At 73.0% G+C, this 17,943-nt stretch carries 15 protein-coding genes; 2 read left to right on the forward strand and 13 right to left on the reverse strand.

Annotation, left to right across the window (positions count from 1 at the left end):
- Positions 1-8 precede the first annotated feature (8 nt).
- Entirely contained in the window at positions 9-2,951 is a 2,943-nt protein-coding gene (uvrA, locus tag ASG41_RS22245; protein ID WP_056300952.1) for an excinuclease ABC subunit UvrA, read from the reverse strand.
- Between the two features lie 98 nt (positions 2,952-3,049).
- A complete protein-coding gene (locus ASG41_RS22250) occupies positions 3,050-4,516 on the reverse strand; it encodes an amidase (RefSeq protein ID WP_056300955.1) in 1,467 nt (488 codons plus the stop codon).
- Between the two features lie 49 nt (positions 4,517-4,565).
- Here ASG41_RS22250 and ASG41_RS22255 point away from each other — a divergent pair, with 49 nt between their 5' ends.
- The gene (locus tag ASG41_RS22255; protein ID WP_056300956.1) at positions 4,566-5,240 is read left to right on the forward strand and encodes an MBL fold metallo-hydrolase; all 675 of its coding nucleotides are present in this window, start codon (positions 4,566-4,568) and stop codon (positions 5,238-5,240) included.
- A 4-nt stretch (positions 5,241-5,244) separates the two neighbouring features.
- Here ASG41_RS22255 and ASG41_RS22260 read toward each other — a convergent pair whose 3' ends face one another.
- The 9 genes from ASG41_RS22260 to ASG41_RS22300 all read right to left on the reverse strand — a co-directional run bounded on the left by ASG41_RS22260 (position 5,245) and on the right by ASG41_RS22300 (position 14,085).
- Positions 5,245-6,144, reverse strand: a complete 900-nt coding sequence (locus ASG41_RS22260; RefSeq protein ID WP_082557245.1) for a DUF4349 domain-containing protein — start codon at positions 6,142-6,144, stop codon at positions 5,245-5,247.
- 100 nt (positions 6,145-6,244) lie between these two features.
- The gene (pgi, locus tag ASG41_RS22265) at positions 6,245-7,921 is read right to left on the reverse strand and encodes a glucose-6-phosphate isomerase (RefSeq protein WP_056300963.1); all 1,677 of its coding nucleotides are present in this window, start codon (positions 7,919-7,921) and stop codon (positions 6,245-6,247) included.
- A 54-nt stretch (positions 7,922-7,975) separates the two neighbouring features.
- Positions 7,976-8,383 (reverse strand): potassium channel family protein, encoded by a 408-nt coding sequence (locus tag ASG41_RS22270; protein ID WP_056300966.1) that lies wholly within the window; start codon positions 8,381-8,383, stop codon positions 7,976-7,978.
- Positions 8,384-8,393: 10 nt separating this feature from the next.
- Complete coding sequence (locus ASG41_RS22275; protein WP_056300969.1) at positions 8,394-9,956, reverse strand: polyamine aminopropyltransferase; 1,563 nt, start codon at positions 9,954-9,956, stop codon at positions 8,394-8,396.
- A gap of 4 nt (positions 9,957-9,960) precedes the next feature.
- Positions 9,961-10,404 carry a DUF350 domain-containing protein gene (locus ASG41_RS22280; protein ID WP_082557246.1) on the reverse strand — a complete coding sequence of 148 codons (444 nt, stop codon included), beginning with the start codon at positions 10,402-10,404 and terminating at the stop codon, positions 9,961-9,963.
- Positions 10,405-10,438: 34 nt separating this feature from the next.
- Positions 10,439-10,840, reverse strand: coding sequence for a DUF4247 domain-containing protein (locus tag ASG41_RS22285; RefSeq protein ID WP_056300972.1), 402 nt, complete (start codon positions 10,838-10,840; stop codon positions 10,439-10,441).
- A complete protein-coding gene (locus tag ASG41_RS22290) occupies positions 10,837-11,346 on the reverse strand; it encodes a DUF2617 family protein (protein WP_056300975.1) in 510 nt (169 codons plus the stop codon). Before ASG41_RS22290 ends, ASG41_RS22285 begins: the two co-directional genes overlap by 4 nt.
- On the reverse strand, positions 11,343-11,939 hold the full coding sequence (locus ASG41_RS22295) for a DUF4178 domain-containing protein (RefSeq protein WP_056300978.1): 597 nt from the start codon (positions 11,937-11,939) through the stop codon (positions 11,343-11,345). The genes ASG41_RS22290 and ASG41_RS22295 overlap by 4 nt, the downstream gene beginning before the upstream one ends.
- Before the next feature lie 91 nt (positions 11,940-12,030).
- Positions 12,031-14,085: a S9 family peptidase gene (locus ASG41_RS22300; RefSeq protein WP_056300981.1), complete on the reverse strand. Its 2,055-nt coding sequence runs from the start codon at positions 14,083-14,085 to the stop codon at positions 12,031-12,033.
- A 62-nt stretch (positions 14,086-14,147) separates the two neighbouring features.
- Here ASG41_RS22300 and ASG41_RS22305 point away from each other — a divergent pair, with 62 nt between their 5' ends.
- On the forward strand, positions 14,148-15,380 hold the full coding sequence (locus tag ASG41_RS22305; RefSeq protein WP_056300984.1) for an amidohydrolase family protein: 1,233 nt from the start codon (positions 14,148-14,150) through the stop codon (positions 15,378-15,380).
- A gap of 3 nt (positions 15,381-15,383) precedes the next feature.
- Here ASG41_RS22305 and ASG41_RS22310 read toward each other — a convergent pair whose 3' ends face one another.
- Together ASG41_RS22310 and ASG41_RS22315 are read right to left on the reverse strand one after the other, a co-directional pair.
- Positions 15,384-16,466: a TerC family protein gene (locus ASG41_RS22310; protein ID WP_056301246.1), complete on the reverse strand. Its 1,083-nt coding sequence runs from the start codon at positions 16,464-16,466 to the stop codon at positions 15,384-15,386.
- Positions 16,467-16,596: 130 nt separating this feature from the next.
- Positions 16,597-17,733: a TerC family protein gene (locus ASG41_RS22315; protein ID WP_056300987.1), complete on the reverse strand. Its 1,137-nt coding sequence runs from the start codon at positions 17,731-17,733 to the stop codon at positions 16,597-16,599.
- Positions 17,734-17,943 lie beyond the last annotated feature (210 nt).

A 17,943-nucleotide genomic window follows, 5' to 3' on the forward strand; every position in this document is an offset into this window, starting at 1 on the left:
CGCACCGGTCAGCCGACGACGGTGCCGGTGACCACCGCGGTGTCGACGGTCGCCGCGGGCAGGGCCGCGGCGACCTTCTTGCGGGGCTTCTTCTTGGCCGCGGCCTCGACCCGGGCGGGGTCCAGGATGTCGGCGAGGAAGCGCCCGGTGTGGCTCTCCGGGATGCCGGCGATCAGCTCCGGGGTGCCCTCCCCCACGACCGTGCCGCCCCGGAACCCGCCCTCGGGACCCATGTCGATCAGCCAGTCGGCGCTCTTGATGACGTCCAGGTTGTGCTCGATGACGATCACCGAGTTGCCCTTGTCGACCAGGCCCTGGATGACCAGCAGCAGCTTGCGGATGTCCTCGAAGTGCAGCCCGGTGGTGGGCTCGTCCAGGACGTAGATCGTGCGGCCGTTGGACCGCTTCTGCAGCTCGCTGGCGAGCTTGACCCGCTGTGCCTCACCACCGGACAGCGTGGTGGCGGGCTGGCCGAGACGCACGTAGCCCAGACCGACCTCGGTGAGCGTGGTCAGGTAGCGGGCGATGCTGTTGATCGGGGCGAAGAACTCGGCGGCCTCCTCGATCGGCATGTCCAGGACCTCGGCGACCGTCTTGCCCTTGTAGCGGACCTCGAGGGTCTCCCGGTTGAACCGGGCGCCCTTGCAGACCTCGCAGGGCACGTAGACGTCGGGGAGGAAGTTCATCTCGATCTTCAGCGTCCCGTCGCCGGAGCACGCCTCGCAGCGCCCGCCCTTGACGTTGAAGCTGAACCGGCCGGGCTGGTAGCCGCGGACCTTGGCCTCCTCGGTGGAGGCGAACAGCTTGCGGATCGCGTCCCAGACGCCGGTGTAGGTGGCCGGGTTGGACCGCGGGGTGCGGCCGATCGGCGACTGGTCGACGCCGACGACCTTGTCCAGCTGGTCCAGGCCCGTGATGGTGCGGTGACGACCCGGCACCATCCGGGCACGGTTGAGCTGGTTGGCCAGCACCGTGTAGAGGATGTCGTTGACCAGGCTGGACTTGCCCGACCCGGACACCCCGGTGACGGCGACGAGCATGCCCAGCGGGAAGGTCACGTCGACGCCGCGCAGGTTGTGCTCGCGGGCGCCCTTGACCACGAGCTCACGGCCCGGGGTCCGCGACCGCCGTTCCGCGGGGATGGTGATCTCCTTGCGGCCGGACAGGTACTGGCCGGTCAGCGAGCGCTCGCTGGCCAGCAGGTCCTCGTAGGTGCCCGACACGACGACCTCGCCGCCGTGCTCACCGGCGCCCGGGCCGATGTCGACGATCCAGTCGGCCTGCTTGATGGTGTCCTCGTCGTGCTCGACGACGATGAGGGTGTTCCCCATGTCGCGGAGCCGGACGAGGGTCTCGATCAGCCGGACGTTGTCCCGCTGGTGCAGCCCGATGGAGGGCTCGTCGAGGACGTAGAGGACGCCGACCAGGCCGGAGCCGATCTGGGTGGCCAGCCGGATGCGCTGGGCCTCGCCGCCGGCCAGTGTCGCCGCCGGCCGGTCCAGGGACAGGTAGTCCAGCCCGACGGAGACCAGGAACGACAGGCGGGCCTGGATCTCCTTGAGCACCCGGTCGGCGATGGCCCGCTCGCGCTCGCCCAGGGTGAGCGCGTCCAGCCACTCCGAGGCGTCCCCGATGGACAGACCGGTGACCTCGGCGATGGACCGGCCGTCGAGCTTGACGGCGAGGATCTCGGGCTTGAGCCGGGTGCCGTGGCAGACCGGGCAGGGCACGTCGCGCATGTAGCCCTCGTACTTGTCCCGCATGAACTCCGAGTCGGTGTCCTCGTGCCGGCGCTCCAGGAACGGCAGCACGCCCTCGAAGGCGGCGTAGTAGCTGCGCTCGCGGCCGTAGCGGTTCTTGTAGCGGACGTGCACCTGGTCCGGGGAGCCGTGCAGCACGGCCTTCTGGATCTTGGCCGGGAGCTCCTCCCAAGGCGTCTTCATCGAGAAGCCGAGCATGTCCGAGAGGCCGGTGAGCAGGCGGGTGAAGTACTCGTTGCTCATCGAGCCGGCCCAGGGGGCGATCGCGCCGTCGCCCAGGCTCTTCTCCGGGTCGGGGACGACGAGCTCGGGGTCGACCTCCTTGCGGGTGCCGATGCCGGTGCACTCGGCGCAGGCGCCGAACGGGGAGTTGAAGGAGAACGAGCGGGGCTCGAGCGCCTCGAAGCTCAGCCCGTCGTCGATGCAGGCCAGGTGCTCGGAGAAGGTGCGCTCGCGCTCGGGGTCGTCCTCGGCCAGGTCGACGAAGTCCAGCAGGACCAGCCCGCCGGCCAGCCCCAGCGCGGTCTCGACCGAGTCGGTGAGCCGGCGCTTGGCGCTCTCCTTGACGGTGAGCCGGTCGACGATCACCTCGATCGTGTGCTTCTCCTGCTTCTTGAGCTTGGGCGGCTCGGTCAGCGAGTGGATGGTGCCGTCGACCCGGACCCGGGAGAAGCCCTGGGTCTGCAGCGAGCTGAACAGGTCGACGTACTCGCCCTTGCGGGCCCGGACGACGGGGGCGAGCACCTGGAAGCGGGTGCCCTCGGTCATCTCCAGCACCTGGTCGACGATCTGCTGCGGGGTCTGCCGGGCGATCGGCTTGCCGCAGTTGGGGCAGTGCGGCTGGCCGGCGCGGGCGTACAGCAGGCGGAGGTAGTCGTAGACCTCGGTGATGGTGCCGACGGTCGACCGGGGGTTCCGGTTGGTCGACTTCTGGTCGATGGACACCGCGGGCGACAGGCCCTCGATGAAGTCGACGTCGGGCTTGTCCATCTGGCCGAGGAACTGCCGGGCGTAGGCCGACAGGGACTCGACGTAGCGGCGCTGTCCCTCGGCGAAGATCGTGTCGAAGGCCAGGCTCGACTTGCCCGAGCCGGAGAGCCCGGTGAACACGATCATCGCGTCCCGGGGGAGGTCGAGGTGGACGTCCTTGAGGTTGTGCTCGCGGGCGCCGCGGACGACGAGCCGGTCCATGTGGGTCCCTGTCGTTCGGTGGTGCGTGGGGTGGCGTCGGTGCTGGTGCGGGAGTCGGGCGGGGCGGCGTGCCGGCCGCGCTGCCCGGCCCCGCGGACTCAGCCGGGAGCTGTCGGGCGGGCGGGGGCGTCGGCGGGGCCGGCGGGGTCGAACACGGGGGCGTGCCTGCGCCAGGGCTGCTGGCGCTCCAGCTCCGCAGCGAGCCAGAGTAGTCGCGTCTCGGCTCCCGGGGGGCCGACGAACTGGACCGCGGTGGGCAGCCCACCGGCCCGTCGGCCGGCAGGGAGGACCAACGCGGGGAGGCCCGCGCTGTTCCACGCCGACGTCCACGGCGCCCACCGCGCGTTGGCCGACACGTTGGCCAGGAAGCTCCGCTCGTGCCACGGCCGGGCGGCCAGCGGCGGGCCGGTGACGACGGGGGTGAGCAACAGGTCGACCGGCCGGTCCCGGGCGTCCGCGGAGCCGGTGAACCACGAGGTCATCCGCTCGCGGAACCCGTCCGAGGCGGCCGGGCGGACCAGCCCGGCCCGGCGGGCGAGCCGGCCCAGCCGGGCGTGCGTGCGGCTGCGCGGCTCCATCGCGTGCCGGTCCAGCCCGAGCAGCTCGGCGTCGGCGTCGGCCCCGCCCAGCCAGCGGGCGATCGTGCCCAACGCCACACCGAGGGGCACCGGCGGGTCCTTCCGCACGACGGTGTGCCCGAGCTCGCGCAGCCCCGCGACGACCGCCTCCAGGGCGGCCCGGCCCTCGGCGTCGAGCCGGACGCCGGGGACCGGTGAGCGGGTGGAGACCGCGACGGTGAGCGGTGTGGAGTCGCCGTCCAGCGGCTCGGCCGGGACGCCGTCGGCGAGCACCGCGTGGGCGACCGCGAGGTCGGCGACCGTGGTCGCCAGGGCACCGTTCTCGGCCATGCCCGACCAGTCGTCGGCGCCCAGGCCCGCGGGGACGACCCCGCGCCCGGGCTTGAGGGTCACGAGGCCGCAGGCGGCCGCGGGGAGCCGCAGCGAGCCCATGCCGTCGTTGCCGTGCGCGAGCGGGACACCGCCGGAGGCGACCGCCGCGGCGCTGCCGCCGGAGGACCCGGCGGGCGACCTGGCGGTGTCCCAGGGGTTGCGGCTGACCGTCCCGGGGCCGTCGGTGGCGGCGTAGAGGGACAGCTCGGGCACCCGGGTGATGCCGACGACGACCGCACCGGCGGCCCGCAGCCGGGCCACCACCGGGTGGTCCGTCGGCTGCGGGGCGGGTGTGTGGGCGCGGGAGCCGTCGGTGAGGGTCTCCCCCGCGACGGCGACGTTGTCCTTGACCGCCACCGGCACGCCGGCCAGGGGCAGCCGCGCCCGGTCGGGGTGGGCGTCGACGGCGGCCGCCTCGGCCAGCGCGGCCTCGGTGCGGACCACCCGGAACGCGCCCACCCGGGCCTCGACGGAGGCGATGTGCGCGAGGTGCGCGCGCACCACGTCGACCGCGCTCAGCTCCCCGCTGCGGACCCGGGCCGCCAGCTCCGTGGCGGGTAGCCCGACCAGCTGCGCCGGGCCGCCGGCGGGCTCCGTGGCTAGGTTGGCGTCCATGCGGTCGAACCTATCCGGGGGGACCGACAGTCTCAGATCGGAGCGGTCCATGAGCACGGACACCAGCGACTACACCGGTGACGTCGAGGTCGGCGGGCCGCCCGCGACCCGGGTGCTGCCCGGTCTGACGATCAGCAAGCTGGCGGTCAGCGAGATGGCCAACAACGCCTACCTGCTCACCGACGCGGCCACCGGGGACGCCCTGCTCGTCGACGCCGCGGCCGACCCGGAGGCGCTGCAGGCGTTCATCGGGGACACCCGGGTCACCACCGTCGTCACCACGCACGGGCACTGGGACCACCACCGGGCACTGCCCGAGGTGGTGGCCGCCAGCGGCGCCGTCACCGTCGCGCACCCCGCGGACGCCGCCGACCTGCCGGTCCCGGTGTCGCACCCGGTCGAGCACGGCGACACCGTGGCCGTCGGCGACCAGGTGCTGGAGGTCGTCCACCTGCGCGGGCACACCCCGGGCTCGGTCGCGCTGGTCTGGCGCGGCGGCGAGGGCGCCGGCACGCACGTGTTCACCGGCGACAGCCTGTTCCCCGGCGGGGTCGGCAACACCCAGCAGGACCCCGAGCGGTTCGCCCAGCTGGTCGACGACGTCGAGCAGCGGCTGTTCGGCACCCTGCCCGACGACACCTGGGTCTACCCGGGGCACGGCGCGGACACCACGATCGGCGCCGAGCGCCCGCACCTGGCGGAGTGGCGCGAGCGCGGCTGGTGAGGTCCTAAGGGGCGCGCTCGACGTCGGCGCCCTCTGCGGCCTCTCCGGCCTCTGCGGCCTCTGCGGCCCCAGGGTGCGGCCTGCGCTCGCGGACCTGCCGTGCCACCGCCCAGGCCGCCCCGGCGACGACGGCGCCCAGCAGGAGCCAGGGCAGCAGCACGCCCAGGACCAGGACGCCGATGCCGAGCGCGGACACCAGCGCCGACCAGCCGGTGGCGAGCCCGTCGAGGAACCCACCGCGTTCCTCGACGGGCTCGACGACGGGCGCCGAGCCCAGGTGGACGCTGAGCGTGGACAGCTGCACCTCGTCGGCCAGCAGCGCGCGCCGGGACTGCAGCGACTCGACCTCGGCCTGTCGCTCGGACAGCGCCCGCTCGGCGTCCAGCAGCGCTTCGGTGGTGGCGGCTCCCGCGAGGAGGGCCTGCAGCCGCTCCACCGACGTCTGCAACGCGGAGATCCGCGCGTCCAGGTCGACGGCGTCGCTGGTCCGGTCGGTCCGGGTGACCGCGCGTTCGGTCACCTCACCGAGGTCGTCGAGGCCCGCGAGCACCCCGGTCAGCTCGTCGGCCGGCACCCGGACGACCAGGTCGGCGACCGCGTCCCGGCCTTCGTCCGTCGCGCTCTGCTCGGTGCGCTCCTCGACCCGTCCGCCGACGTCCTCGACGGACTGGCTGAGCTGCTGGGCGGCCTCGGCCGGCTCGCCGACGACGACGGATGCCGAAGCGGTGGTGACCACCTGGCGGTCGGGTTCGGTCTCCGCAGCCGGGTCGCCGGCGTCGGCCGGAGCGGCCGGCAGCGCCACGTCGGACTCCATGCTCATGGCCCCGCTGGAGTCCGCGCCGGAACAACCGGCCAGCAGGACGGCGGCGAGCACCGCAGTGACCAAGCCCGGAGGACGCCGCATGGGCAGGACCCTAGGACCGCCCCCACGTCTCTGAGCAGCACCGATGCCCGATCGTGACGTCGACCGCGGCGGGGGGCACCCCCCGCCGCGGCCCGAACGGTCAGCTGCGGTGCTGCTGGTACCAGCCGATGAGCGCCTTCGTCGACGGGTCCTGGGCCTGCAGCGCCTCGTCGTCCCCGGTCAGGGCGGGGGCGATCTGCAGGGCCAGCTGCTTGCCCAGCTCCACGCCCCACTGGTCGAAGCTGTCGATGCCCCAGACGGCGCCCTGCGTGAAGGTGACGTGCTCGTAGAGGGCGATCAGCTGCCCCAGCACCGAGGGGGTCAACGCCGCCGCCATGATCGACGTGGTCGGCCGGTTGCCGGAGAAGACCCGGGCCGCGACGACGTCCTCGGCGGTGCCCTCGGCCCGCACCTCCTCGGCGGTCTTGCCGAACGCCAGCGCCTTGGTCTGGGCGAAGAAGTTCGCCATGAGGAGCGCGTGCACGTCGACGTCGCCGTCGACGAGGGCGTGCTGCGGGGTCGCGAAGGCCAGGAAGTCGGCCGGGATGAGCCGGGTGCCCTGGTGGATCAGCTGGTAGAACGCGTGCTGGCCGTTGGTGCCGGGCTCGCCCCAGAACACCTCGCCGGTGTCGGTGGTGACCGCCTCGCCGTCCCAGCGCACGGACTTGCCGTTGGACTCCATGGTGAGCTGCTGCAGGTAGGCCGGGAACCGGTGCAGGTACTGGCTGTAGGGCAGCACGGCGTGGGTCTGTGCGCCCAGGAAGTTCACGTACCAGACGTTGAGCAGGCCCATCAGCAGCGGGACGTTGCGCTCCAACGGCGTCGTCCGCACGTGCTCGTCGACGGCGTGGAAGCCGGCCAGGAACTCGGCGAACCGCTCCGGGCCGACGGCGACCGCGAGCGACGTGCCGATGGCGGAGTCGACCGAGTAGCGCCCGCCGACCCAGTCCCAGAAGCCGAAGGCGTTGGCCGGGTCGATGCCGAAGTCGGCGACCTTGCCCAGCGCGGTGGAGACGGCCACGAAGTGCTTCGCCACGGCACCGCGGCGGGCCTCGTCGGTGTCCGTGAGCGCCTGGCCGAGACCGTCCCAGAGCCACTGGCGGGCCAGTCGGGCGTTGGTCAGCGTCTCCAGGGTGCCGAAGGTCTTCGACGCCACGATGAACAGCGTCGTCTCCGGGTCGAGGTCCTCGGTGGTCTCGGCCAGGTCGGTGGGGTCGATGTTGGACACGAACCGGCAGCTCAGGCCGTCCTGCACGTACGCCCGCAGCGCCTCGTAGGCCATCACCGGGCCCAGGTCCGAGCCGCCGATCCCGATGTTGACGACGGTGGCGATCCGCTTGCCGGTGACCCCGGTCCACTCCCCCGAGCGCACCTGCTCGGCGAACGCGTAGACCTTGGCCAGCTCGGCGTGCACGTCGGCGTCCACGTCCTGGCCGTCGACCACGAGCGGGGGCTGCATGCCCTCGGGGCGGCGGAGCGCGGTGTGCAGCACCGCCCGGTCCTCGGTGACGTTCACGTGCTCGCCGGCGAACATGGCCTGCAACCTGTTGGTGACCCCGGTCTGCTCGGCGAGCTGGCGGAGCAGGTCCAGCGTCTCGTCGGTGACCAGGTTCTTGGACAGGTCGACGTGCAGGTCCGCGACGTCCAGGGTGAGCCGCTCGGCGCGGCCCGGGTCGGCGTCGAACCAGCCGCGGAGGTCGGCCTGCTGGGCCTCGGCGTGGGCCTGCAGCGCGGACCAGGCAGCGGTCGTGGTGGGGTCGTGCGAGGCGGCAGCCACGTCAGCTCTCCAAGGTGTCGGGATCGTCGCCGACGACGCTAGGGCAGCCCCGGGTCAGGCGCGCGGGCGGCCGGTGGCCTTGCCCAGGTCGCGCTGGATCTGGCGCAGCAGCCGCAGCTGCTCGTCCGAGTCCTGGGACAGGTCGACCTGTTCCTCGTGCGTGAAGTCGTCGTGGGTGCGGATCACCACGGCGGCGATCCGGCCGACGATCACCCCGATCCCGATGATGCCGGCGAACATCGTCAGCACGCCGATCACCCGCCCGGGGACCGTGAGCGGCGACAGGTCCCCGTACCCGGTGGTCGTGGTGGTGACGAAGGCCCACCACACCGACTCCCCGAAGCCCCAGCCCTCCAGCACGCTCACGCCGACGGCGGCCGCCAGCACGGCCCCCAGGTACAGCCCGATGGCCAGCGGGGTCCGGTTGGCGCAGGCGATCAGCCCGGCGACGATCCTGCTCACGACGTCTCCCTCATCCCTGGTAGCCCTGGCGCATGTCCTCGACGATCAGCGGCCGGTCCAGCGTGCTGGGGGTGAGCTGCTGCGGGGCCCGGTCGTGCGGGAACACCCCGGCCGCGGTGAGCACGTCGGCGTCCAGGAAGCGGGTGACCGGTCGCTGCGGTGACAGCACCAGCGGCGGCGGGGTGTCCCCGGCCTGGGCGAGCACGAAGCCCCAGTCACCGAAGCTGGGCACGTCGACGTGGAACGGCGTCCCGGCGAGGCCTGCGCTGTCCACGGTGCTCACCGTGCGCCAGAAGGCGTCCGGAGTCGAGTACGGGCTGCCGGCCTGCACCGTCACCAGGGCGCCGGGAGCCAGCACGCTGCCCACCAGGCCGTAGAACTCGGTCGAGTACAGCCGCCCGAGCGCCGGGGTGTCCGGGTCGGGCATGTCCACCACGACGGCGTCGAACGGGTCACCGGGCGGGTCGCGCAGCCAGGTGAACGCGTCCTGGACCACGACCTGCACCCGCGGGTCGTCCAGAGCGCCGTCGTTGAGCGGGGCGAGCCGGGTGCGGGCCAGCTCGAGCACCGCGGGGTCCAGCTCCACCTGCACCACCTGCTCGACGGAGGGGTGCCGGAGCACCTCGCGGGCGGCCAGCCCGTCACCGCCGCCGAGCACCAGCACCCGACGGGGGTCCCGGGCCAGCACCGGGTGCACCAGCGACTCGGTGTAGCGGTGCTCGTCGACGCTGGAGAACTGCAGGTCACCGTCCAGGTACAGCCGGACGTCGTCCCCGCGCTGGGTGACGACGACGTCCTGGTAGTCCGAGCGCTCCGCGGACACGACCGGGTCGTCGTAGAGCCGCTGGCGCGCGCCGACCTCGATGTCCTCGGCCCGGACCAGGAGCACCCCCAGCAGGGCGGCCGCGGCGAGCAGTGCCCCGGTCGCCGTCCGGCGGGCCCGCGGGGTGAGCTGGCTGCGCAGCAGCACCCCGGCGACGACGGCGGCCGCGACCAGGTTGACCAGCCCGGTCAGCGCGGCGCCACGGACCTGGCCGGCCAGCGGCAGCAGCAGGAACGGCCAGGCCAGCCCGCCGAGCAGGGCGCCGGCGTAGTCAGCGGCGTTGAGGTCGGCGAGCAACCGGCCGCTGCCCTCGGCGTCCACCCCGGCGGCACCGCCCTGCAGCAGGGTCATCAGCAGCGGCACCTCGGCGCCGACCAGGATGCCGATCAGCGCCGTCCCCAGGACGAGGACCGCACCGCTGGCGCCGTAGAAGCTGAACGTCACGTAGAGGGTGACGGCTGACAGGCCGCCGACCACGCCCAGCAGGATCTCCACCGCCACGAAGGTGGCGGCGGCGTGGCCCAGGAACGGCTTGACCAGCAGCGCACCGACCCCGAGGGCGGCGACGAAGCCGGCCACGATGAGCGAGGTCTGGGTGATCCCACCGCCGGCCAGGCTGGCCGACAGGGTCAGCAGCACCAGCTCGTAGACCAGTCCGCACGCGGCGCAGACGGCGACGGCGGCCAGCAGCAGCGGCCGGTACCAGCGGACCCGCCGGACCGGCCGCTCCTGCGCGACCGTCGCCGTCACGGGGTCAGCTCAGCGCCGCGGCGTTGACCACGCCGATCGCGAACAGGCTCGCCGCCACCGCCCAGGCGGCGCCGCTCATCCGCTCCTCGTCCACGATGGCGCGCAGGTGACCGGGCACCACGGCGTCGAGCACCCGCAGTGCGACCGCCTGCAGCACGACGCCGAGCACGCCGTAGACGGCGGAGTCCACCAGGCCCTGCAGCAGCGAATCGGCGCTGGTCATGATCGAGGTGACGACGATGACGGCCAGGGCCAGGTGGTTGGCGCCCAGCAGGATCGCCGCGTTGGGCTTGCGGTCGGTGTAGACCTGCTTGCGCAGGTTGCCGGGCGTGAGCAGGTCCAGGGCCAGGAAGCCCAGGCCGAGCACGCCGACACCGACGACGAAGAACAGCAGCGTGGCGACGACGCCCTCGCCGAGGTCGCTGCCGTCCAGGGTTCCGAAGGTCACGGGGTGCTCCAGCGCTCGAGGGTGGGGTGGGTGGTCACTTGCCGTCTCCCGGGCCGCCGTCGCCGCCGCCGGAGGCGGGGGAACCGGGCCGGAAGCCGCTGCCGAGGAACGCGTAGTAGCCGCTGCTGTAGCGGCCGTCGACGTCCTCGACACGGACGGTGCTGCCCGAGGAGGCGGCCGTGACGATGACGATGTCGTCGTCGTAGCGCAGGTACTCGGCACCGCCGTCGCTCTGCCGGGCGGCCGGCTCGGCCGCGGCGGCGATGTCGCCGGTGGTGGTGCCGACCGGGTCCGGGGAGCTGAAGGACTCGCCGTCGCCGTCGGAGCCGGTGGAGGTGTAGGTGTCCCGGATGAAGTCCGTGGGGCTGCCCTGGCCGCAGCCGGTCAGCAGCAGCAGGGCGGCGAGGACGGCGGGGACGAGGCGTCGGGCGGTCATGCCGGGCTCCAGTCGCTGTGGGTGGTGACGACGTCCCCGACGCCGGCCCCGGGGTACAGGTGCCAGGTGCGCCAGGTCCACCCGGTGGGGGTCTCGGCGCCGGTGACCGCGGTGAGCGCGGCGTCGTGGCCGGGGAAGGCGGCGCAGAGCCGGTCGGCGTGGCCGGTGGCCCAGGCGCGCAGCTCGTCGGCCCGCCGGTCCAGCTCGGCGGCGGGCACCTGCTCCACGGTGGCGGTGAACCGGTAGCCGGGGCGGTCGGCCCGGGCCGGCAGCGGGTCCCCGCCGGCACCGACGGCGTCGCAGGACACCTGCTCGGTCCGGGTCTGCCCCGCCGCGGTGGCCGTCACGACGTGCGAGGCGCCCAGGACCCCGAGCACCAGGACGCCGCCGTGCTCGCCGTGCAGCGTGGCCGAGGCCAGCGCCGGCGGGGCGGGGGCGTCGAGCACCAGCCCCAGGGCGGCCGCGGCCACGTCCCGGGTGGGGACGGCGAGGTCGAGCGCGGTCACGTGCCGGGCTGGGCGTGGTAGACGGTGAGCTCCGCGGTGGTGACGCGGCGCCCGGTGGAGACCTCCCAGGACTGGGTGGGCGCCCACTTCTCGAAGGCCAGCAGACCGGTCTTGTCCCGGCTGGCGTAGTCGGCGTACTCCATGGTTCCGGTGGGCGGTGTGCCCGTCGTCCCCTCGGAGCGGAACTGGGCCCGGCCGCGCTCGAGCTGCCGGTGCACGACGTCGTTGACCACGACCTCGCCGTCCGGGGTGAGGTCGGTGCCCTCGACGCGCTGCCAGAGCGTCAGCTCCAGATCGCCCTCGTCGTCCTCGACGGTCAGCCAGCGGCGGCCGGTCGAGCCGTCGAGCAGGTGCTCGTACCAGCTCATCCCGCCCTCGCTCAGGGTGATGGTGCCGCGCACCACGTGGTCGATGCCGGCGTAGGTGATCACGTCGGCGGGCCCGATCTTCAGTGGGTCCCACGTGTCGGGCTGGTCGGCCAGCGGGTCGACCCGGCCCGGGGTGGGGCGCCGGGTCTTCCGGTTGCGCAGGACGAGGTAGACGATCACCCCCGCCGCGACGAGCAGCAGGAGGACGAGCAGGGACTCGGTCACCGGGGGTGGCCTCCGGACCTCGGGGACGGGACGGCGACGACCGTAACGAACCCGCACGGAACCGTCTCGGTCGCCACACGGGTGGGGGTGCTCAGCCCACCCGCGCGGCCTCCACGGCCAGCGGCTCCGCGGGGTCCGTCGGGGCCGCCGAGGCGGTCGCCCCGGCGGGCAGGGCCGCGGCGGAGGTGTTCGCCGAGGTGGGCAGCCAGCGCCCCCACCAGCGGAGCACGTGCTCGAGCCTGGCCAGCCGGTGCGCGGGGCGCCCGGAACGGGACAGCTCGTGCCCCTCCCCGGGGAAGAGCAGCAGCTCGCTGGGCACACCGCGCCGCTTGAGCTCGACGAAGAGCCGGGTGCCCTGCTCGAGCGGGCAGCGCCAGTCCTCCTCCGAGTGGACGACGAGGGTGGGCGTGGTGATCCGGTGCGCGCCGGCCATCGGCGACTGGGCGGCGATCCGCTCGGGGTCGGTGCCCACGTACTGGTCGGCGAAGAAGAACCCGATGTCGGAGGACCCGACGAAGCTGACCGGGTCGTTGAACCCGCGCTCGCTGACCGCGGCGGCGAAGCGCTGGGTGCGGCCGATGAGCAGCGTGGTCATGTACCCGCCGTAGGACCCGCCCATGACGCCGACCCGCGCGTCGTCCAGGTCGGGCTCCTGCAGGGCCTCGTCCAGGAACGCGACGACGTCGTCGGCGTCCAACTCGCCCATCCGCTCCTTGACCGCGCGCCCGTGCTCCTGGCCGTAGCCCGAGGAGCCACGCGGGTTGCACTGCAGGACGGCGTACCCCGCCTCGACGTAGGTCTGGGTCTCGTCGAACAGGGTCCAGCCGTACTGGCTGAAGGGCCCGCCGTGCACGGTGAGCAGCACCGGGTGCGGGCCGGGCCCGGGCGGGGTGGTGATCCAGCCGTGCACCGGGTAGCCGTCCGGCGCGGTCGCGGTCTTCTCCCGCATCCGGTGCAGCCGGCCGGTGGCCTGCAGCTGCGCCCCGAACGCGGTGAGCAGCCGCCGTCGCCCCGGGGTGACGGCGATCAGCTCCCCGGCGGACCGGTCGTGCGCCACGGTGCCGACGACGACGCCACCGCCCACCGCGATCCCGGTGGTCGTGTACGGCCCGTCGACCAGCGGCTCGGGGTCTGCGCCGTCCAGCGGCACCCGGACCAGCTCCACGGCCCCCTGCCGCTGCACGGCGACGAAGGCGGACCCGTCGGCGACGACGACCCGGCCGAAGTCGTGGCCCAGGTCGTGCCACTCGGGGTCCAGCAGCGGCTGGGGGTTGCCGCCGCCCGCGCTCACCCGGCACAGGGTCGTGTTGCGGCCCACGAAGTCCAGGCCCTCGGGACCCAGGTCGGGCTGGGCGGCGAGGTAGAGCAGCCGGCCCTCGGGGTCGGCCGGGTCGTAGGTGGGTGCCGAGCAGGCCGAGCGGCTCTCGGTGACCCGGCGCAGGTGGCTGCCGTCGGGCCGACAGGCGTAGACGTCGGTGACCAGGTCGCGGTCGGCGCGGGCGTGCCGGGCGGAGACGAAGACCAGCTCGGTGCCGGCCGGGTGCCAGGCGACGTCGGAGTCGTCGTGGTCCCCGGAGGTGACCTGGACCGGCTCGGGGGTCAGCAGCGCGTCGTCGTCGGACTCGCCGGGCAGGTCCAGCACGAAGACGTGCGCGCGGCGGTCGGTGGTGAAGCCCAGGTCGTCGGCCCGGTACTTCAGCGTGGTGATGAGCCGGGGCGGCTCGGCGGCGGCGTCGACGCCCTCGGCGGTGCCGTAGCGGCCTTCCTCGGGCACCCGGGCGGTGTAGGCCAGGCGGCGCGAGTCCGGAGCCCAGACCGGCGCGCCGGCGCCGAGCGGGTGGTCGGTGAGCCGGCGGGCCTCACCACCGCCGGTGGGGAGCAGGTGCAGTTGCGGGCGGCCACCGCTCTCGGCACCCAGGAAGGCCAGCCAGCGACCGTCCGGGGAGAAGACGGGGGCCGAGTCGCGGTGCCCGTGCGTCAGCGGCCGGGCCGCCGAGGACCCGTCGGTGGGCACAGCCCACAGCTGACTGCGGTACTCGTCGGTCTCCAGGTCCAGGCGGGTGACCGCCACGACCGCGGTCGCACCGTCCGGGGAGACAGTGGCGGTGCCGGGCGTGCGGAGCAGGGCGAGATCGGACGGCCGCATGACGGCAGACGCTAGCCCAGCCGTCGGGTCCTTAGCCGGGCTGAGGGTCCTAGGCTGCCCGCATGACGCGACGGGTGTTCACCGGTGGGCTGGTCCTCGACGGCACGGGCGCCCCGGCGGCGGCGGCCGACGTCGCCGTGCAGGACGGCCGGGTCGTCGACGTCGGCCCCGGTCTGGACGGCGACGAGGCCGTCGACTGCACCGGTGCCACCGTCCTGCCGGGGCTCTTCGACTGCCACGTCCACGTGCTGATGAGCGGCGTGGACACCCTGCACCAGCTGCAGACCCCCTACAGCCAGGTCTACTTCGAGGCGGTCCGGAACCTGCGCCGCACCCTGGCGCTGGGCATCACCTCCGTGCGGGACGCCGCCGGCGCCGACCTCGGCGTCGCCGAGGCGGTCCGCTCCGGGCTGGTCCGCGGCCCCCGCATGCAGATCTCGCTGGCCATGATCAGCCAGACCGGCGGGCACGCCGACGACTGGCACGTCTGCGGTGCCGAGACCCCGCTGCTGCCGGTCACCCCGGGGCGGCCCAGCGGCATCTGCGACGGCCCCGACGAGGTGCGCCGCACGGTGCGCGCCCTGGTCCGGGCCGGCGCCGACGTGCTGAAGGTGGCCACAAGCGGCGGCGTGCTCTCCCCCCGCGACGACCCGCGGCACGCGCACTTCCGGCCGGCCGAGCTCGCCGTCCTGGTCGAGGAGGCCACCGCGGCCGGACTGGCGGTGATGGCGCACGCCCAGGGCGCGGACGGGATCAAGAACGCCGTCCGCGCCGGGATCCGGTCCATCGAGCACGGCATCTTCCTCGACGACGAGGCGATCGCGCTGATGCTGGAGCACGGCACCTGGCTGGTGCCCACGCTGTCCGCGCCGCGGGCGGTGCTCGCGGCCGTCGCCGCCGGCGCCGCACTCCCCCGGGCCGTGGTGGACAAGGCGATCGCCGTCCAGGCGCAGCACGACGAGTCGGTCTCCCGGGCCCACGAGGCCGGCGTGCGCATCGCGATGGGCACCGACTCCGGCGTCGGCCCGCACGGGGAGAACCTCGGGGAGCTGCAGCTGATGGCCGACCGCGGCATGTCGGTGGAGGAGGTCTGGCACGCCACCACGCTCTCGGCGGCCCGGCTGCTGCGGGTGGACGGCGAGCTGGGCTCGCTGGAGCCGGGCAAGCGGGCCGACGTCGTGGTGCTCGAGGGGGACGCCGCCGACCTGTCCGGGCTGGCCGGACGGGTCCGCGAGGTGTGGGTGGACGGCGAGCAGGTGGCCCTCGGCGGCCGGGTCGCCGACCCGGCCGCCTGAGGCTCAGTCCTCCCTGCGGGCGCGGGTGGCGCGGTCCTCGGACTCGACGGCGGCGTCGGGCTCGCCGGGCTCGCCGGTGGGCTGCTCCTGCGGGTCCACCGCGGTGCCCTCGGCCGGGGTCAGCTGACCGCGGGTCTTGAGCAGGGAGGCCACGGTGGCGATGACCAGCACCCCGAGGATGACCGCCAGCGACAGCCAGATCGGGATCTCCGGGACCGACTCGATCGGCTCGCGGTCGCTGAGGAACGGGTACTGGTTCTCGTGCACGGCCTCCAGGATCAGCTTGACGCCGATGAAGGCCAGGATGACCGCCAGGCCGTAGGACAGGTACACCAGGCGCTTGAGCAGCCCACCCAGCAGGAAGTACAGCTGGCGCAGCCCCATGAGGGCGAAGACGTTGGCGGTGAAGACGATGAAGGACTCCTGGGTGAGCCCGAAGATGGCCGGGATCGAGTCCAGCGCGAAGAGCAGGTCCGTCGTCCCCAGGGCCAAGAAGACCACGATCATCGGGGTGAAGAGCTTCTTGCCGCCCTGGGAGACCCGGATCTTGTTGCCGTGGAAGTCCGCCGTCATCGGCAGGACCTTCTTCATCCGGCGGATGAGGGCGTTCTCCTCGTAGTCCTCGTCCTCGCCGTGACCGCGGACCAGGTTGATGGCGGTGTAGACCAGGAACGCGCCGAAGAGGAAGAAGACCCACACGAAGCGCTCGATCACCGCGGCGCCGAGCAGGATGAAGATGCCGCGCAGGACCAGCGCGATGATGATCCCGACCATCAGGACCTCTTGCTGCAGCTTCCTGGGCACCTTGAAGCGGGCCATGATGATCACGAAGACGAACAGGTTGTCCACCGACAGCGAGTACTCGGTGAGCCAGCCCGCGTAGAACTGCGTGGCGTACTCGCCGTTGGTGACCACCAGCAGCACCAGCCCGAACACCAGGGCCAGCGCGATGTAGAAGGTCACCCAGATGCTTGCCTCGCGCACCGAGGGCTCATGCGGTCGCCGCGTGATGAGGGCCAGGTCGGCCAGCAGCAGGACCGTGAGTGCGATGAACGTGCCGACTTCGAACCAGACCGGGAGCTCCACGTCGCGCCACACTACGGGGCTCGCTGTGGATCACCTGGGCGCCACGGTGGTGTCTACGACCACAACCCCCGGGACGCCGAGAGGCCCACCGGACGGTGTCCGGTGGGCCTCTCGTGCGTGGTGCGGGCGGTCAGTCCTCGCGGGAGGAGTCGACCGCCGCGGTGCGTCCGGTGACCGGTGCGTCGCCGCGGGCGCCCGCCGGGCTGCCGTCCCGGTCGCCGGGGCCCTGGGCGTGCAGGCCGTCGCGGCCGGCGCCCTTGTCCTCGAGACCGGTCGGGCTGGTGTGCCCGGCGGCCGCGTCCTTCTTGTTCTTGCGGAGGCTGAGGACCGTGGTCACGATCAGCGTCAGCAGGATGACCAGCAGGGACAGCCAGGTCGGGATCTCCGGGATGAGCGTGATGTGCTCACCGCCGTTGACGAAGGGCAGCTCGTTGGTGTGCAGGGCGTGGATGACCAGCTTGATGCCGATGAAGCCCAGGATCACGGCCAGGCCGTAGGCCAGGTACACCAGGCGGTCCAGCAGACCGTCGATGAGGAAGAACAGCTGACGCAGGCCCAGCAGCGAGAACGCGTTGGCCGCGAAGACCAGGTAGGTCTCCTGGGTCAGGCCGAAGATGGCCGGGATCGAGTCGACGGCGAAGATGATGTCGGCGGTGCCGATGGCGATCAGCGCGATCATCAGCGGGGTGATGTAGCGCTTCCCGTCGATCTTCGTCGTCATCTTGTCGGAGTGGTACTCCTCGGTCGTCGGCACGGCCTTGCGGACGAGCTTGAGGATCCCGTTCTCCTTGAACTCCTCCTCCTCGTCGTGGCCGCCACTGCGGGCCTGCACGACCGCGGTGTAGATGAGGATCGCGCCGAAGACGTAGAAGACCCAGCTGTAGTTCTCGATGGCCGCGGCGCCGATGAAGATGAACACGGTGCGCAGGACCAGCGCGAAGGCGATGCCGAACAGCAGCACCTTCTGCTGCAGTTCACGGGGCACGCCGAAGCTGGCCATGATCAGCACGAAGACGAACAGGTTGTCGACGGACAACGCCTTCTCGGTGACGTAACCGGCGAAGTACTCACCGCCGAACGTGCCGCCGGCGAAGACGAGCACGCCGAGGCCGAACAGGATGGCGATGCCGACGTAGACCGCCGACCAGGTCGCCGACTCCTTGAGCGAGGGGGCGTGCGGGGTGCGCACGTGGCCGACGAAGTCGAACACGATCATGGCGAGGATCGCGGCGACGGTCACGGCCCACACCCAGATGGGGACGTCCAACAGTGGTTCCTCCGGTGTCTCTGAACGGTTGCACCGGAGGTCTCTCCCACCGACCCGGGGGTCGGCCGACAGTGCCGGAGGTCGATGGCGACCTCGTGTTGACGACAACTGCCGCGGGGGATACTCCCCTCCACGCGAATCCGTTGTGCGCCACAGGGTGTGTTTGCAAACAGCAACCACCCGCAGCAGCGGACTCGGACACCCCAACGA

The sequence above is a fragment of the Modestobacter sp. Leaf380 genome (assembly GCF_001424485.1).
Lineage (GTDB): Bacteria > Actinomycetota > Actinomycetes > Mycobacteriales > Geodermatophilaceae > Klenkia.

Coding starts and splice junctions, on each gene's coding strand:
- uvrA (WP_056300952.1), bottom strand. CDS start 2,951: ATGGACCGGCTCGTCGTCCGCGGCGCCCGCGAGCACAACCTCAAGGAC.
- ASG41_RS22250 (WP_056300955.1), bottom strand. CDS start 4,516: ATGGACGCCAACCTAGCCACGGAGCCCGCCGGCGGCCCGGCGCAGCTG.
- ASG41_RS22255 (WP_056300956.1), top strand. CDS start 4,566: ATGAGCACGGACACCAGCGACTACACCGGTGACGTCGAGGTCGGCGGG.
- ASG41_RS22260 (WP_082557245.1), bottom strand. CDS start 6,144: ATGCGGCGTCCTCCGGGCTTGGTCACTGCGGTGCTCGCCGCCGTCCTG.
- ASG41_RS22285 (WP_056300972.1), bottom strand. CDS start 10,840: ATGACCGCCCGACGCCTCGTCCCCGCCGTCCTCGCCGCCCTGCTGCTG.
- ASG41_RS22300 (WP_056300981.1), bottom strand. CDS start 14,085: ATGCGGCCGTCCGATCTCGCCCTGCTCCGCACGCCCGGCACCGCCACT.
- ASG41_RS22305 (WP_056300984.1), top strand. CDS start 14,148: ATGACGCGACGGGTGTTCACCGGTGGGCTGGTCCTCGACGGCACGGGC.